The organism is Pseudomonas sp. SWRI111 (assembly GCF_014268555.1).
In the GTDB taxonomy this organism is placed as follows: Bacteria; Pseudomonadota; Gammaproteobacteria; order Pseudomonadales; family Pseudomonadaceae; genus Aquipseudomonas; species Aquipseudomonas hamedanensis.
Genome location: NZ_JABWQQ010000002.1, coordinates 155,486 through 169,977 on the forward strand (window position 1 = coordinate 155,486; position 14,492 = coordinate 169,977).

The window sequence follows — 14,492 nt, forward strand, 5'->3', positions numbered from 1 at the left end:
TCACGTCCTTAATGAATTTTGCTGCCCAGGGTCACCACGCCGTCCGCTTTTTCGCGGCCCAGCCAACTGGTCCAACCGAGGCGACAGGCGTTCTGCTCACCGATGCGCAGTTCGCGGATTTCTTCCTGGCGCAGCACCAGGCGAATGTCGTAGTCGAGCGGGTCACGCAAGGTGAACCGCACCAGCGCGCAGAGCGGCTGGTAGCCGAAACCGATGGGCAGGAATTCATGGAATCGCTGCCAGTCGAGTTCGGTAATGTGAATGCGGAATTTGCCGCTGCGGTCGCGCACGTGTTCGCCCAGCACCAGGTCTTCGCCGAGCAGGCTGTTGGCGCGGCCCAAACGATTGCGCTGCTCCTCGAGAATTTCCACGCGGCGCTCGATGCACTGCTCGATGACCAGGTCTTCGTGCTTGAAGTAGTAACGCAGCACGGCTTCGATCAGCGCCGCCGAGTGCGCCCGCAGGCTGAGCAGGCCGAGGTACGGCAGCAGGCGTTTCCAGTTGAGTTCCTTGGCCTTGCGGATCTCGTCGCCACCCAGGCCGATCAGCGCAAACAGCTGCGCCGAGAACGGGTCGATCGCGCCGCTCTGGAAGCTCGCGCGGTAGCGGTACTTGCGCCAGATCGGCAGCATCAGCCGTTGCAGACGATGGTGGAACAGGTCGAGAAAGTTGCGCGTCGGGTTGCCGTCCTCGCTGTCGCCCAGGGCCTGCTCGCCATAGAACGCCGGCAACGGCGAACCGGAGCCGACCAGGCCGATCAGGTTGAAACGCACGCGCGCGCGCATCTTGCCGTGCTCTTCGAAAAACTCCACGCGATCGACGTCGCTGCGCGGAAAGCCCAGGCTCGGGTTGGCCTGGAACTCGACCTGGTCGTACAGATCGTCTTCGCTCAGATGCGGGTGGGCCTCGCGCAGCCGGTCGATCACCAGCAGCACGGCCTGAAACAGCGAGTACTCGCGTATTACCTTGGTCAGCCCGCTTAAAGCAGGGGCTGCAGGCCCATACGTGGTGTCCATTGGTACACCTCTCCCTGTGTGCTTTTTACCCGCAGCTCATGGAATGAATTGAGACTGGCGTAAAGCGCGAAAAACTCGTTGAGAACCGAAGCGAAGACGAACAGATCGCCCTCGCCGATATAGCCTTCCGGGTCGATGGTCAGTTCGGTGCGCAAGCCGCGCACCGGCAGACCGCGATGCAGCCGGTCGACGTGATGATGTTTGATGTGCTTGAGGCCGCCGAGCAGGCGCTTGCTGACCTTCTCCGCGTGCTGGTCGTAGTAGCGCGGCAGGTCGTAGGTTTCCAGGATCACCTTCAACGCATTGACGTCCGCCAGCGACAGATAGTTAAGCGACATGTTGCTGATCAGCTTCCACAGGAAGTCGCGGTTCAGCGGCGGTGCGAAACTCGGGGTGGCCGGGGTGATGTTGCGGAAACTGAGGAATTCCGGGGTCTGCTCGCTGGCCATGCAGATGTCGCCGAGCTTGAGCTTTTTCGGCAGGTTCTGATTCGTGCACATCAGCTCGATCGACAGGGTTTCGTGGGCTTCGGTGTGACGGATGCCGAAGCTCAGGTAAGTGTCGAGGCCGTCGTGCAGCAAGGACGAACGCTGGCGGATGCTGTAATGCGGACGGCTGTTGGGCACGTCGAAACTCGGGTCGTGCTCGAAGGACTCGAACGGCACGTACTCCTGATAACCGAGACCGCCGGGCTTCCAGCCAGTGACGGTTTCCACCGAGAACACGCCGCAGTTTTCCAGATCGAACTCCGCCGGCAGCAGCAGGTATTCGTCCTGCTTGCCGTCGAGACGGATCGGCAATGCGTCGTGCTCGAACAGGTTCACAATCGGCGTGCAGAACAGCTTCACGTTGTCCAGGGTCGGACGCATGCGCATGATGCCGCTCTTGCGAATGTCGAAGCGCAATTCAAGGCCGCGCATTTGCTTGAGCGTGTCTTCCGGCAACGCTTTGAGGATGTCGAGGCCGTTGACGTCGACGAACAGGAATTTGTCCTGGAAGGCGAAGTATTCCTGCAAATAGCGATAGCCACGGAAGGTGTTCAGCGGATACGGAATCAGCGCCTCTTCTTCGGCAAAACCCACCGGTTTAACCCGGTCGCCGGGAATCTTGAACGCCATCGGCTTGCCGCTGACGCCATCGATCGGCTTGCCGGCGCCGTCGAGCGGGATCAGTTCGATGCCGTCGAGATTGCGCAGCAGGCTCAGGTACAACATCTGGCTGATGTAGCGCTCACCGGCAAAGTGCAGGCGCAATTTGCTCAGCTCCAGCTCACCGAGGTGGCCGTCGGCGCTCATTTCAAGACGCAGGCTGAGCAGCGAGCCATCGCCCTTCACCGAGTAGTTCAGCGCGGCCAGATCCAGTGGCAGCACTTCGGTCGGGTAGCAGGTGCGGAAGCGGCAGCGCACGTCTTCGATCGGCTTGCTCTCGATCGGCGTATCGCGCTCAACCAGCAGCGCCGGCCCGGAACGCTTGAGCGGATCGAACTGCAAAATACTGAACGCCGGCAACGGGCGCATGTAGTTCGGCCACAGCAACTGCATCAGCGAATGGCTGAGCTCCGGCAGTTCGTCATCGAGCTTCTGGCGCAAACGCCCGGTCAGAAACGCAAAGCCTTCGAGCAACCGCTCCACATCCGGATCCCGCCCGGCCTGCCCCAGATACGGCGCCAGCGCCGGACTACGCTCGGCGAAACGGCGACCGAGCTGGCGCAGTGCGGTGAGTTCGCTTTGGTAGTAGTGGTTAAAGGACACGGGTTACCTGCCTGGTAGTGGAACTCATCAAAAAAAAATCCTGTAGAGCGCGACCGTCACGCCGGCACAGACATAGCCGCCAATCAGCAGGAACGGCACAACCGAGATCCAGCCGTACGCCATGTAAGCATCACTCAGCGGACGGACGATCAGACTGAACAAGCCATACAGCATCCAGGGCACGGCATAGAACGGGATGAACTTTACTGGCGCCCACCAAACCATCCGCAATGCCTGCTGCTCATTTCGGCGCTGCGCCGATCGGGACATCCACAGCGAAAAGCCCAGAAGCCCGGGAACTCCCCACCACAAGAGGTACTGCCAATAAATCCCGGACGACTCGGAGGTTAAATACTCGCCACTCCACAGGTCATAGGAAGTAATCGCCAACACCGCCAGCAGTGGCAGCCACAATGCAGCCATGAAGAAGCTAAGTTGTGCGCGGCTAAGCATGGGTAGGGCTCACAAGCGACTTGCGTCGCATCAGCACACATTTTTCCCAACGCAATTCGATGACCTGCGTGACCAGAATCGCCAACAAAGTAACTCCGCCTTGGGCCACGGTGTAGAACAGCGCACGTAGTGGGTTGTGGGGCACTGTTATGAACAAAATCCAGGCAACCATCAGAGCGAGCAGACCGAGCTTGGCCCATAGATTCGGGATAATTGCGGCCAATGCGTTCACCCCGAAAAAGATGTAGATGAACATATAGTGGGCGATACCGTATGCCACACCACGGGACGTGAATCCGCCGTTGAATGCCTTGTAGGCTACAACCACTGCGTTATTCAGAAACACGTAGGCCACGCAGCCCGCCGCATGGATCGCCAAGCAAAGTGCAAGGCGCAAGTAGATATTCATCGCTGCCCAACTCCCTGTTTTTGCGGCGTGATCGCCACACCCGTATAGATATAGAGCTCTTCACCGCCGTAGCCACCAATGGCCGCAGCGCTGAGTGGATGGCTATCCCGGGTGCCGTATCGAACCCAACCCTCAGTCCACATCCCACCATTCTGGTGACGAATTTCCACGTAGTAGTCCGGCGCTTCGTGCTTCGTAATCTCGACGAATACCCCGCCATCCTCGGCCCCAACCCACAATGCATTTGGATGCGCGAACAGCTTTGGTTCGGTCGAGCTTTCCATTCGCAACAGCACAGCGAAGCCGACCAGAATCGTCAGCAAACCGACCGAAGATAGGAAAGCGCCAAGGCATTGCCACGCTCTGATTTTCATTGAGCTGTTCCGCAAAAAAAAATCATGGGTAGATCGTTGTCTCGCCGATCATCTCTTCGCGCCTTGTTTCGCACTGCACCATGTTTTGAAATTCAAGCGATCAAATCCCTGGCAAACATTGGCTTTGGAAATAAAAATATAAGGCGCAGCCGCGTCATAAGAAAAATAATAATAATTCTCACCGTCCTGGCCGTAGATCCAATAAGAGGACGACCCTTGATTTATTTCATAGGGTTCGAAGGCGAGGATTGAAGATTCCGCAGGAATAAAATTAACGCGGTCCATCAACAGCATCAGCGAGTTAGAGAAAATATTAGTCAACAAGACGCCCCCCAAAACCAAAACTCCGGCAACAAGCGCAATAGAGGTAGACGTCGACAGTTTATTTTTCATAAAAATACAACCACGCAGTGCCTGCTTTCGCTGCGTCTAACAACGCCATCGCATCGCTTGAATACTTTTCGGCAAGCGGGCCCGAACCGTTGTAGGAAGCAATGACTTTTTTCAGTTGATCTGCGGACAATGCCCCGGAATGACAACGAGTCCCGGTAGCCCGGTCAATCAGTTCACGTAGATGGCCGGCGCAATAGTAGAGGTCTGCCTTCCAGTCATCACCCGGGATTCGCGTGTCCTGATTCCAACCAAAAATCCGGTACTGAACGTCTTCGGGCAATGGTTTCTTGCAGTAATAGTTCTCTGTGTATTTAACAGAGTTCTGCAATGTTGCGCGGCTCATGTTGGCAAAACCGCTGGAGCCCCCAGCCAACTTGTCCGGCACGGCGTCAAAAGCCATATTGTCGACAATCGCTAACAGAGTGGTCAGCGAGCGTTCGCCGAACTGCATAGTTTGCAGAAATTTACTACCCTTAGGTCCATTCTCCTGCTGAAGAATAACCGCAAGCAAAATATGCGGGATCCCATAATATTCAGCCGCCTGCTTAATCCAGACTCGAATTTCTGTATCAGAGAAACTCGCCTTGAGCATTTCTTTGGTTTTTGGCACATACCACATTATTTGCAACGGAGAAGGCAGCTCACCGGTATAGCTAGGGACACTGTCGTAGCCAGTCAGCGTTGTGACTTCCTTTCCATTACAGCGGCAAACTTGCAACTCTACTGGCGCAACATCAGAGGTTTTCGTGCTCGCGGCCGCGCCCGCTGGCACATATTCCTGCCCATCCTTACTGATTTTTTCAGCCTCGGCCATGAACGAGTACTCCCTCAGCTCTCAATAAAAACTTCAATTTTTTCGGAGGCTGTGTGTGCCTTCACGCGGTGAGTCAGACCCAACTCATTGGTGATTCCGCTTTCGAGAGATCCATCCGCTCGGCGTAGTAAGTACTTGGTATCCGCTAGCGGGTTCCCAAGGCCGTTTTTGAGTTGGAATTGAGCATCAAAGCCCGGAATGATCAAAGGCAACGGCGGAACAAACGGCGCCGGCGTATGCGAATTGCCAATAATCACCGTTCCGGATCCAGCCGTGACCTTGTTGCCGTGAGATCCAACCGAACCTACGGTCGCAGCCGGTTTGCCGTTGATCAAAACGGTAGTGGCAAGGTCGCCGACCAGCGCACCACCACACGCCGAGGCATCGCCTTGGCGGGCGGCCGCGAGGCCGTCGAAGAACACGTCGCCGGAACCGGCGGCGATCGGGTTGGTACCGTGGCCTGGAAGTGGGCAAGCGGTAGGGTCGGATACGCGTGCTGCGGGTTTGCCAGACATCGGGGATCTCCTTAGGTGACCTTGACTTGACCGCTGCCATCCAGGCGCGCGGAAAAACTGACCTGACGCTTGAAACCCTCGATTTCCAGCAGGCCTTCGATACTGAAGGCCAGGCGGAGCTGATCGTGGTCACGCGGCAGGGAAATGACACGCACGTTGCTCAGGCGCGGCTCGTAGGCTTCGATGAAGCTTTCGATGGCCAGGCGGGCCTGACTCAGGGAGTCGTGCAGGCTCAGGCGCATGTCATTGAGATCGGGCAACCCGTAGTCGGCCAGCGTTTGCACGCTGCCGGCCCGGGTGCTGAGCATTTTGGCCAGATGGGCAGCCACCGACGCCATGGCCGAAGCCTCGAGGCTTTTGCCCTTGCGTAGTTGTGCGTCGCCGTTGAGGCGCTCGAACAGGCTGCCGTATCCGTCCATGAGTCGCTCTTACTCTTTGTCCAGCTTGCCAACCAGCGACAGGGTGAAATCGGCACCCATGTACTTGAAGTGCGGACGCACGTTCAAGCTCACGCGGTACCAGCCTGGCTCGCCTTCAACGTCGCTGACGATCACTTGCGCAGCGCGCAGCGGACGACGGCCACGCACTTCGGCGCTTGGGTTTTCCTGGTCGGCAACGTACTGACGGATCCACTTGTTCAGTTCCAGCTCAAGGTCGGTACGTTCTTTCCACGAACCGAGTTGCTCGCGCTGCAGCACTTTCAAGTAGTGAGCCAGACGGTTGACGATCATCATGTACGGCAGTTGGGTGCCGAGCTTGTAGTTGAGCTCAGCGGCCTTGCCTTCTGCGCTGATGCCGAAGAACTTCGGCTTCTGCACCGAGCTTGCGGAGAAGAACGCCGCGTTATCGGAGCCTTTGCGCATGGTCAGGGAGATAAAGCCTTCCTCGGCCAGTTCGTATTCACGACGGTCGGAAACCAATACCTCGGTAGGAATCTTGGTTTCGATTTCGCCCATGCTTTCGAAGTGGTGCAACGGCAGGTCTTCAACCGCGCCACCGCTCTGCGGGCCGATGATGTTCGGGCACCAGCGGAATTTGGCGAAGCTGTCGGTCAGCTTGGTGCCGAACGCGTAGGCCGTGTTGCCCCACAGGTAGTGCTCGTGGCTGTTGGCAACGGTTTCCTTGTACACGAACGATTTGACCGGGTTTTCTTCCGGGTCGTACGGGTTACGCAGCAGAAAACGCGGAACGGTCAAACCAACGTAGCGCGAGTCTTCCGAGGTACGGAAGCTCTGCCATTTGGCGAATTGCGGGCCTTCGAAGTGGTCTTTCAGATCTTTCAGATCCGGCAGGCCGGTGAAGCTTTCCAGACCGAAGAATTTCGGGCCGGCAGCAGCGATGAACGGCGCGTGGGACATGCACGAAACGCTGGCCACGTACTGCATCAGCTTGACGTCTGGCGAGCTTGGCGACATGTAGTAGTTGGCGATGATCGCGCCCACCGGCTGACCACCGAACTGGCCGTATTCAGCGGTGTAGATGTGCTTGTACAGGCCGGATTGCATGACTTCCGGCGAATCTTCGAAATCGTCCAGCAGGTCTTCTTTGGAGACGTTGAGGATTTCGATCTTGATGTTTTCGCGGAAGTTGGTGCGGTCGACCAGCAACTGCAGGCCACGCCACGACGATTCCAGCGCCTGGAAATCCGGGTGGTGCAGGATCTCGTCCATCTGACGGCTGAGCTTGGCATCGATCTCGGCGATCATGCGGTCAACCATGGCTTTCTTGACTGGCTCACCGTTGTTCTGCGGCTTGAGCAGCTCTTCGATGAACGCCGACACGCCACGCTTGGCGATGTCGTAGGCTTCGTCGTCAGGCGTCAGACGGGTTTCGGCGATGATGCTGTCGAGAATGCTGTATTCGCCGCTGGCGGCGCTCTTCTCTTGTGCTGCGCTAGTGCTCATTGTGTTGGCTTCCTTGGCTACTGGAGTCTCAAGCGTCCGGGGCTGCGGCGTTCAGGCCCAGCTCACCGAGTACGCGACCGCGGGATTCGTCGTCGGCGAGCACGCCTTCGATGGCTTTACGGAACGCAGGTGCGTTACCCAGCGGGCCTTTGAGGGCCACCAGCGCATCGCGCAGTTCCATCAGTTTTTTCAGCTCAGGCACTTGCTCGACCAGGCTGGCCGGGTTGAAGTCCTTCATCGAATTGACGCGCAGTTGCACGGCCAGCTCGTCGGCCTCGCCATCTTCCTGCAGACGGTTCGGCACGCTCAGCGTCAGACCCAGCTCTTGCTTGGCCAACACTTCGTCGAAGGTCATCTTGTCGATGCTGATCGGCTTGCGATCTTCGATTTTGCGATCGTCCTTGCGGTGGGTGTAGTCACCGATTGCCAGCAGCTTCAGCGGCAGTTCAATCTCTTCCTGAGCACCGCCGGTGGCGGGTTTGAAGGTGACGTTGATGCGTTCCTTGGGGGCTACCGAGCCTTCTTTGGCCATGGCTTTTCTCCTTGCGGTTGTGGCCCTGGGGCCTATTCGAGTACCACTTCGAGGTCGAGGTGGCACAGCCTGCGATAAATCTCTTCCTTGCGTTCACGTACGGCATGGTTCTGCGGCAACAACTCGCAGCAACTGTGCAGCAGGTGCAGCACTTGCAATGCAAGATCGGGCTCCCAGGCGTGCAGGCCTGAGTCCAGTAATGTCTGATCGAGGGTTTCCAGCTGGTTCTTGGCCAGTTCGTATTTCTTGGCCAGGAAGCACAGCCGCGCGAGCGCGAACTGCCAGAAGAAGCGTTCGCGGCCACCGTGGGCCGATTGCAAACCCTGCTTGAGGATCTGCACGGCAGGCTTCAAACCTTCCTTGCGCAGAATAGGCTGGACTTCCTCGAGGGCTTTTTCCCAGGCCGGCTGGGTTTCGACGTTCTCGCTTTCGACCTTGCGCGGCGCGCTGGCGCTTTGCAGGTGCGGCATGACGTTGGCAGCGATCCACGCCCGGGTGGACGGATCGGCAAACGGCGCGCCGTCATGGAAGCGCAGCTCGATGATGCCCGGCAGGCGCTGAATCAAAAGCGCGAAGTGGATTTCCACTTCGCGCATGGCCAGCTCGGCGTTGAGGTTCTGGAGACATTCCCAGACCATCCTCTGGCCATCGAACCAGAACGGCGCCTTCGCCAGGCTCGCCTCCAATTCCACCAGCAGATCGGCGTATTTGCCTTGATCGAAACGGTCCTGATAGAGCTTGAGCTTTTCCAGCGGCAGGCCGCGCAACACGGTGATCTGCTCGGCGTTACGCTCGGGCACCGCGTCGATGGTCATCCACAGCAGCGTACGGTTCAGGCGCAGGGCGCGCAGGTCGGTGGCCTTCTGCTTCAGCCACCAGGCACACAACGGACGGGCACTGTCCTGTTGGGCGCGCAGGGCTTTGTGCGCGTCTCGCTCGTTGTCGATCGGCGCGCCGGGGGTGAGCAACTGACTCGCTGCCTGCTTGACCTGCGCTACCGCCGCACCGACCACGCCGGGGGCCGGCTGGTTGTCAGCGGCGCGCTGGATCATGGTTTTCAGGCGACGGGAGATCGGCAGCAGCAGCGGCGCGTCATCGCCCAGATGTTCAGTGCAGGCTGCTTCCAGACCGGCCAGGTGCTCGGAGAGCTGCCTGAACATCGGCAACTGCTCTTTGATCGCTATGTTTTCGGTGATGACCTGCTCAAGACGCGGCACCAGCCAGCCGATCGCGGCGGCGCGGGTGCGGGGTTTGAGCGGGTGAACGTCGGCCCAGTTGTTTTCCGACAGATGGTGCAGCAAACCGAGGCCGGCGAGCAGCCCGGGGAAGGATTCGCGCTGGTACAGCGACCAGGTCAGCCAGGCGCCGACACGCAGATCCTTGGACTGGGTACGCAGCAGATTTTCGCTGTTTTCGCGGATTTTCAGCCAGTCGATCTGCCCGCTTTCGTGCATCGACGAAGCCTTGGCCAGCTCACTTTCCAGCGCCTCGAATTCGCTCGAAAAACGAACGTCTTCGCCCGCGAAATTCTCTTTGGAAACAGAGACTTTGGCGAGTTCGAGGTAATGGGCGGAAAGTTTGCTTGAGTAGGACATCCATGGCCTTTATTAAGGATTACAGTCATGCGCGCAAAGGGAGTTGCAGCGACGCGGGACAGTATCGAAGAGCAGTTATGCGACTCATCCAATTGAGATGTGCTCTTTCAAGTGGGCGCATCGTAATCACAATGATGGCCACTAGCAAGCATCTGATTAAACAACAAGACGAAGTGTTCTTTGTTTGTTGTAGGAGGTTTCCCTATATTCCGTCAGGGAATCCCTTACACCCATTTTTTAAGCCGATCGACCCGGAGGATGCCTGAAAAGCCTGATCTAGAGCGGGCGTACCAAATCCATGAGACATACGGAAAAACGGCAATCAGGATCCGGGCAGAGCATGACGGTATTTGCAAAATCCGGATGTAGGATGATTCCGAAAGATTTCGGTATTGTTTCAACAAAACGCGGCAAGACAATCGATAACTATAAAAGTGCCATCATTATGATGGCCTTTATATATACACGTATTTCGAACGCATCTGGCGACGGCGAATAACCCACCGATGCGTCGCTGGGTATAAAGGGCAGAACAGTGACTGCATGTCTGGCTTAATCCGCACACATAAAAAATGGGCATTCGACCGCAATCGATATGCCCATTTTTCCTTGCGGTTCTCCCCGTCCGGGGAGTACGCCGCAATTATGGATTAACGCTGTCTTTCAACGATTTGCCTGGCTTGAACGCCACGGTGTTGCTGGCCTTGATCTTGACCGGTTCGCCGGTTTGCGGGTTTTTGCCGGTGCGGGCGCCGCGGTGGCGTTGCAGGAAGGTGCCGAAGCCGACCAGCGTCACGCTGTCCTTGCGGTGCAGGGCGCCGGTGATTTCTTCGAGGACGGCGTTGAGGACGCGGTTGGCCTGTTCTTTGGTCAGGTCTGCTTTTTCAGCGATTGCAGCGGCGAGTTCTGGTTTACGCATTAGTGAAGCCCCTTTGACGGTTTTTTGTTGTTATGTCCGTGCTGTTCTCGTTGGAACAGCGCCCAAGGCGCCGCAGGCTCTACTCTGCGGCAGACGGGAGTGAGAATGGCACGCCGCCAACGGCGGCGCCAGTCTCCCCACGACCTTTGTCGGGGCAAAAGAGCGGCGATTGCGACAGAACGGCTGGTATTTACGCCAGCAGCGGCGGAAGCTGTTTGTTCAGGGCCAGTTTTTCCATGACCGCTGCACCGGTCAGGGCATAACCGAGCAATTGTCCGTCGGCGCTGTGGCACAGAACCTTGATATCGGCGCCCTGCCCTTCAACGCTCCAGACGCCTTCGCTGCCCCGTGGCGGCGGCGACACCACCAGCGGACACACCGGGGTTTTCACGGTGATCGGCATCGGGCCGTAGCTCACCGCCGTAGGGTTTCCCGCCAGGGTTTGCGCCAGCGCACGTGCGCAGCTCATCAGCGGCATCACGTAGAGCAGATTGAGCCCGTCGACTTCGGCGCAATCGCCCAAGGCGTAGATGTTGGCGTGGGAGGTTTTCAGGTAGCGATCAACCACTACGCCCCGATTGACCTGCACGCCGGCCGCTGCTGCCAGATCAATACGTGGACGCAGGCCGATCGCCGAGACCACCACGTCGCACGGGATGACCTGACCGTCGGACAGATGCGCTTGCAGACCGTCGGCGACTTTCTGCAGACGGGTCAGCACCGGGCCGAGGTGAAACTTCGCCCCGATACTTTCCAGCCCGGCCTGCACGGCCGCCGCCGCAGCGGGATGCAGCAGCATTGGCATGACTTGTTCGCACGGCGCGACCAGTTGCACCTCGTAGCCACCGAGAATCAAGTCATTGGCGAATTCACAGCCGATCAGCCCGGCCCCGAGCAACAGCACCCGGCGCTTGCCCGCCGCTGCGGCACGGAAGCGCGCGTAATCTTCGAGATCGTTGATCGGGAACACCCGGTCAGCGCCATCGCCTTCGATCGGCACGCGCACGGTTTCCGCGCCCCAGGCAAGAATCAGGTCGCGATAAGGTACGGCTTCTTCGCCGATCCACAGGCGTTTGTGGCCGGCGTCGATGCCGCTGATGCGCGTGTGCGTGCGCACTTCGGCGTTCAACTGCTCGGCCATGGCGCCGGGTTCGGCCATGCTCAGGCCGTCGGCGTCCTTGTTCTTGCCGAAACCGGTGGAGAGCATCGGCTTGGAGTAAGAGCGGCCGTCATCGGCGCTAATCAACAGCAGCGGGGTTTCGCTGTCGAGCTTGCGAAACTCCCGGGCCAGGTTGTAGCCCGCCAGGCCGGTGCCAATGATGACGACAGGTGCGCTCATGCCTTACTCCTTGGTTGTACTCAGTTGATTTCGATCATTTCGAAGTCCATTTTGCCGACGCCGCAGTCGGGGCACAGCCAGTCTGCCGGTACGTCTTCCCAGCGGGTGCCCGGCGCGATGCCGTCATCCGGCCAGCCGTCGGCTTCGTTATAGATCAGGCCGCAGACGATACATTGCCACTTCTTCATTCAGGTACTTCCTCAGGGTTCAGGCGTAGTGCCGGCGCGGACGGTCGATGGGTGTTGCGCTGCCATCCGGCTCAGGGCGTTTTGTACTGAGGGTGCCGGGCAGATGCAAGCCTGTTCGGCGCAATGGCGGCCGGCGCCGATCAATATCGTGATCTGCCATGGTAAGCTCGCCGCCTCATTTGCGGCCAATAATGACTCATTGTGCAACATTCAAATGCCTGCCCCGCCCCGCTCTGGCTGACCCAAAACCGCCTGACGCCCTGCCCCGATTCGTTGACCCTCGACTGGTTGTTCGACGAAGGTTCGCTGACCCGTCGCCTGACCCGTTTGTCCAACGATGGCTTCAGCGTGTCGCCGTTGTTTGAAGGCTGGGACACCCTGCGCGCCGATGAATGCGCAGCGCTGGAACTGGCCGAAGGCAGCGAAGGCTGGGTGCGCGAGGTGTATTTACACGGCCATGGCGAGGCTTGGGTGTTTGCCCGCAGCGTCGCTTCACGCGCGGCCTTGCAGGGCGACGGCTTGCACATGGACGAACTGGGCAGCCGATCGCTGGGCGAATTGCTGTTTTGCGATCAGGCGTTCCAGCGCCGCGCCATCGAAGTTTGCCACTACCCTGAACAATGGTTGCCGCCCGCCGACCGAGCACCCGAGCTGTGGGGCCGGCGTTCGCGTTTCGACCGTGGCGCGCTGAGCGTCCTGGTCGCGGAAATTTTCCTGCCGAGCCTGTGGCGCGCCGCCCGCGCCCATCCGGAGAACTGCTGATGTATCAGAGCCTGCTCAAGTCGCTGAACCGCTTGAACCCGCGCGCCTGGGATTTCATTCAGTTGACGCGCATGGACAAGCCGATCGGCATTTATCTGCTGCTGTGGCCAACGCTGTGGGCGCTGTGGATTGCCGGCAAAGGCTCGCCGTCGCTGGCCAACGTCGCCATCTTCGTCCTCGGCGTGGTGCTGACCCGTGCCGGCGGCTGCGTGATCAACGACTGGGCTGATCGCAAGGTCGACGGCCACGTCAAACGCACCGCGCAACGGCCGTTGGCCAGCGGCAAAATCAGCTCGAAGGAAGCACTGGTGTTCTTCGCGGTGCTGATGGGCATCAGTTTTCTGCTGGTGTTGTGCACCAACGCACCGACCATCTGGTTGTCGCTGGGCGGGCTGGCGCTGGCGTTCACCTACCCGTTCATGAAGCGCTACACCTATTACCCGCAGGTGGTGCTAGGCGCAGCGTTTTCCTGGGGCATGCCGATGGCGTTCACCGCCGAGACCGGCGAACTGCCGGCGGCGGCATGGCTGCTGTGGATCGCCAACCTGCTGTGGACGGTGGGTTACGACACCTATTACGCGATGACCGATCGTGATGACGATTTGAAGATTGGCGTGAAGTCCACGGCGATTCTGTTCGGCGAGGCGGACCGGGTGATCATCCTGACCTTGCAGGCGCTGTCGCTCGGCTGCCTGATGCTGGCGGGGGCGAAGTTCGAGCTGGGCATGTGGTTCCACCTCGGCTTGCTGGTGGCGGCGGGCTGTTATGTGTGGGAGTTCTGGTACACGCGAGATCGCGACCGGATGCGTTGCTTCAAGGCGTTCTTGCACAACCACTGGGCGGGGTTGGCGATTTTTGTCGGGATTGTGCTGGATTACGCACTGCGCTGAACGCAATCCTTGTAGGAGTGAGCCTGCTCGCGATAGCGGTGTGTCAGCTAACGAAAATGCCGACTGATACACCGCTATTGCGAGCAGGCTCACTCCTACAAGGGGACCGTGGTTATTTGGCTTTGGCGACTTTCCAGGCGCCGTCCATTTTGCCCTCGCCGGTCATGTCGCCGGCCTTCTTGTCCATGACGAAGGTGTACAGCGGCATGCCCTGGTAGGCCCACTGCTTGCTGCCATCGTCGCGCGTGATCACCGTCCAGTCGCCCATCGATTTATCGCCGGCCTCAGCCATCAACGGCGGCCAGTTCGCCGCGCATTTGTCGTTGCAGGCAGACTTGCCAGCGGAATCCTTGGCGAATGTGTACAGGGTCATGCCCTTGTGGTCGGTGAACATGCCGTCCTTTTCCATCGCCGGATCGGCCGCCATGGCCAGTCCAGGCAGAGCCAGCGCAGCCGCCAGCAACAGTGCTTTCAAGCAAACAGTCATCTGAGTCATGGAAACCTTCCGGGGTGGTTGTCAGGTTCGGACTTAGAGCTTAGTCCAGGATCCCGATAATCGCCGCCCGACTAAAATACTGTCACACGACTGCAATAATTCCGTTATCTAATGCGGCGCAAGACAGTTAAATGACAAGAGG

The 14,492-nt window shown here is 58.8% G+C and carries 19 protein-coding genes; 2 read left to right on the forward strand and 17 right to left on the reverse strand.

What is annotated here, in order from left to right; all coding sequences use genetic code 11:
* Window positions 1–8: 8 nt before the first annotated feature.
* The 16 genes from tssG to HU755_RS04310 all read right to left on the reverse strand — a co-directional run bounded on the left by tssG (window position 9) and on the right by HU755_RS04310 (window position 12,362).
* The gene (tssG, locus tag HU755_RS04235) at window positions 9–1,016 is read right to left on the reverse strand and encodes a type VI secretion system baseplate subunit TssG (protein WP_186546084.1); all 1,008 of its coding nucleotides are present in this window, start codon (window positions 1,014–1,016) and stop codon (window positions 9–11) included.
* On the reverse strand, window positions 980–2,767 hold the full coding sequence (tssF, locus tag HU755_RS04240; RefSeq protein ID WP_186546086.1) for a type VI secretion system baseplate subunit TssF: 1,788 nt from the start codon (window positions 2,765–2,767) through the stop codon (window positions 980–982). The genes tssG and tssF overlap by 37 nt, the downstream gene beginning before the upstream one ends.
* 27 nt (window positions 2,768–2,794) lie before the next feature.
* Window positions 2,795–3,220: a hypothetical protein gene (locus HU755_RS04245; protein WP_186546088.1), complete on the reverse strand. Its 426-nt coding sequence runs from the start codon at window positions 3,218–3,220 to the stop codon at window positions 2,795–2,797.
* The gene (locus HU755_RS04250; RefSeq protein WP_186546090.1) at window positions 3,213–3,629 is read right to left on the reverse strand and encodes a hypothetical protein; all 417 of its coding nucleotides are present in this window, start codon (window positions 3,627–3,629) and stop codon (window positions 3,213–3,215) included. The genes HU755_RS04245 and HU755_RS04250 overlap by 8 nt, the downstream gene beginning before the upstream one ends.
* A complete protein-coding gene (locus tag HU755_RS04255; RefSeq protein ID WP_186546092.1) occupies window positions 3,626–4,003 on the reverse strand; it encodes a hypothetical protein in 378 nt (125 codons plus the stop codon). Before HU755_RS04255 ends, HU755_RS04250 begins: the two co-directional genes overlap by 4 nt.
* A 48-nt stretch (window positions 4,004–4,051) precedes the next feature.
* Window positions 4,052–4,396 (reverse strand): hypothetical protein, encoded by a 345-nt coding sequence (locus HU755_RS04260; RefSeq protein ID WP_186546094.1) that lies wholly within the window; start codon window positions 4,394–4,396, stop codon window positions 4,052–4,054.
* Window positions 4,386–5,210 carry a hypothetical protein gene (locus tag HU755_RS04265; protein WP_186546096.1) on the reverse strand — a complete coding sequence of 275 codons (825 nt, stop codon included), beginning with the start codon at window positions 5,208–5,210 and terminating at the stop codon, window positions 4,386–4,388. The genes HU755_RS04260 and HU755_RS04265 overlap by 11 nt, the downstream gene beginning before the upstream one ends.
* Before the next feature lie 14 nt (window positions 5,211–5,224).
* Window positions 5,225–5,725 (reverse strand): PAAR domain-containing protein, encoded by a 501-nt coding sequence (locus HU755_RS04270; protein WP_186568786.1) that lies wholly within the window; start codon window positions 5,723–5,725, stop codon window positions 5,225–5,227.
* Between the two features lie 11 nt (window positions 5,726–5,736).
* Entirely contained in the window at window positions 5,737–6,144 is a 408-nt protein-coding gene (gene tssE / locus HU755_RS04275) for a type VI secretion system baseplate subunit TssE (RefSeq protein ID WP_186630723.1), read from the reverse strand.
* A 9-nt stretch (window positions 6,145–6,153) separates the two neighbouring features.
* Window positions 6,154–7,629, reverse strand: a complete 1,476-nt coding sequence (gene tssC / locus HU755_RS04280; RefSeq protein ID WP_016772499.1) for a type VI secretion system contractile sheath large subunit — start codon at window positions 7,627–7,629, stop codon at window positions 6,154–6,156.
* Window positions 7,630–7,657: 28 nt separating this feature from the next.
* A complete protein-coding gene (gene tssB, locus HU755_RS04285) occupies window positions 7,658–8,161 on the reverse strand; it encodes a type VI secretion system contractile sheath small subunit (RefSeq protein WP_003229587.1) in 504 nt (167 codons plus the stop codon).
* A gap of 32 nt (window positions 8,162–8,193) precedes the next feature.
* Window positions 8,194–9,756 (reverse strand): type VI secretion system protein TssA, encoded by a 1,563-nt coding sequence (gene tssA, locus HU755_RS04290; protein WP_186630724.1) that lies wholly within the window; start codon window positions 9,754–9,756, stop codon window positions 8,194–8,196.
* A gap of 643 nt (window positions 9,757–10,399) precedes the next feature.
* Window positions 10,400–10,675 (reverse strand): HU family DNA-binding protein, encoded by a 276-nt coding sequence (locus HU755_RS04295; protein ID WP_003213368.1) that lies wholly within the window; start codon window positions 10,673–10,675, stop codon window positions 10,400–10,402.
* Between the two features lie 190 nt (window positions 10,676–10,865).
* Entirely contained in the window at window positions 10,866–12,014 is a 1,149-nt protein-coding gene (locus tag HU755_RS04300) for an NAD(P)/FAD-dependent oxidoreductase (RefSeq protein WP_186630725.1), read from the reverse strand.
* Window positions 12,015–12,034: 20 nt separating this feature from the next.
* Window positions 12,035–12,202, reverse strand: a complete 168-nt coding sequence (locus HU755_RS04305; protein WP_003177199.1) for a rubredoxin — start codon at window positions 12,200–12,202, stop codon at window positions 12,035–12,037.
* A gap of 19 nt (window positions 12,203–12,221) precedes the next feature.
* Window positions 12,222–12,362, reverse strand: a complete 141-nt coding sequence (locus HU755_RS04310; RefSeq protein ID WP_186546115.1) for a hypothetical protein — start codon at window positions 12,360–12,362, stop codon at window positions 12,222–12,224.
* A gap of 41 nt (window positions 12,363–12,403) precedes the next feature.
* On the opposite strand from HU755_RS04310, the gene HU755_RS04315 reads away from it, so the two are divergent.
* Both HU755_RS04315 and ubiA read left to right on the forward strand, forming a co-directional pair.
* A complete protein-coding gene (locus HU755_RS04315) occupies window positions 12,404–12,964 on the forward strand; it encodes a chorismate lyase (RefSeq protein WP_186630726.1) in 561 nt (186 codons plus the stop codon).
* A complete protein-coding gene (gene ubiA / locus HU755_RS04320) occupies window positions 12,964–13,854 on the forward strand; it encodes a 4-hydroxybenzoate octaprenyltransferase (protein WP_186630727.1) in 891 nt (296 codons plus the stop codon). Before HU755_RS04315 ends, ubiA begins: the two co-directional genes overlap by 1 nt.
* Before the next feature lie 112 nt (window positions 13,855–13,966).
* On the opposite strand, the gene HU755_RS04325 is transcribed toward ubiA, so the two are convergent.
* Window positions 13,967–14,350 carry a hypothetical protein gene (locus HU755_RS04325; RefSeq protein ID WP_186630728.1) on the reverse strand — a complete coding sequence of 128 codons (384 nt, stop codon included), beginning with the start codon at window positions 14,348–14,350 and terminating at the stop codon, window positions 13,967–13,969.
* Window positions 14,351–14,492: the final 142 nt, after the last annotated feature.

Excerpts from the sequence above, each read along its gene's own strand:
- tssG (WP_186546084.1), bottom strand. The coding sequence starts at position 1,016 with ATGGACACCACGTATGGGCCTGCAGCCCCTGCTTTAAGCGGGCTGACC.
- HU755_RS04245 (WP_186546088.1), bottom strand. The coding sequence starts at position 3,220 with ATGCTTAGCCGCGCACAACTTAGCTTCTTCATGGCTGCATTGTGGCTG.
- HU755_RS04250 (WP_186546090.1), bottom strand. The coding sequence starts at position 3,629 with ATGAATATCTACTTGCGCCTTGCACTTTGCTTGGCGATCCATGCGGCG.
- HU755_RS04255 (WP_186546092.1), bottom strand. The coding sequence starts at position 4,003 with ATGAAAATCAGAGCGTGGCAATGCCTTGGCGCTTTCCTATCTTCGGTC.
- HU755_RS04260 (WP_186546094.1), bottom strand. The coding sequence starts at position 4,396 with ATGAAAAATAAACTGTCGACGTCTACCTCTATTGCGCTTGTTGCCGGA.
- HU755_RS04265 (WP_186546096.1), bottom strand. The coding sequence starts at position 5,210 with ATGGCCGAGGCTGAAAAAATCAGTAAGGATGGGCAGGAATATGTGCCA.
- HU755_RS04270 (WP_186568786.1), bottom strand. The coding sequence starts at position 5,725 with ATGTCTGGCAAACCCGCAGCACGCGTATCCGACCCTACCGCTTGCCCA.
- tssE (WP_186630723.1), bottom strand. The coding sequence starts at position 6,144 with ATGGACGGATACGGCAGCCTGTTCGAGCGCCTCAACGGCGACGCACAA.
- tssC (WP_016772499.1), bottom strand. The coding sequence starts at position 7,629 with ATGAGCACTAGCGCAGCACAAGAGAAGAGCGCCGCCAGCGGCGAATAC.
- tssB (WP_003229587.1), bottom strand. The coding sequence starts at position 8,161 with ATGGCCAAAGAAGGCTCGGTAGCCCCCAAGGAACGCATCAACGTCACC.
- tssA (WP_186630724.1), bottom strand. The coding sequence starts at position 9,756 with ATGTCCTACTCAAGCAAACTTTCCGCCCATTACCTCGAACTCGCCAAA.
- HU755_RS04295 (WP_003213368.1), bottom strand. The coding sequence starts at position 10,675 with ATGCGTAAACCAGAACTCGCCGCTGCAATCGCTGAAAAAGCAGACCTG.
- HU755_RS04300 (WP_186630725.1), bottom strand. The coding sequence starts at position 12,014 with ATGAGCGCACCTGTCGTCATCATTGGCACCGGCCTGGCGGGCTACAAC.
- HU755_RS04305 (WP_003177199.1), bottom strand. The coding sequence starts at position 12,202 with ATGAAGAAGTGGCAATGTATCGTCTGCGGCCTGATCTATAACGAAGCC.
- HU755_RS04310 (WP_186546115.1), bottom strand. The coding sequence starts at position 12,362 with ATGGCAGATCACGATATTGATCGGCGCCGGCCGCCATTGCGCCGAACA.
- ubiA (WP_186630727.1), top strand. The coding sequence starts at position 12,964 with ATGTATCAGAGCCTGCTCAAGTCGCTGAACCGCTTGAACCCGCGCGCC.
- HU755_RS04325 (WP_186630728.1), bottom strand. The coding sequence starts at position 14,350 with ATGACTCAGATGACTGTTTGCTTGAAAGCACTGTTGCTGGCGGCTGCG.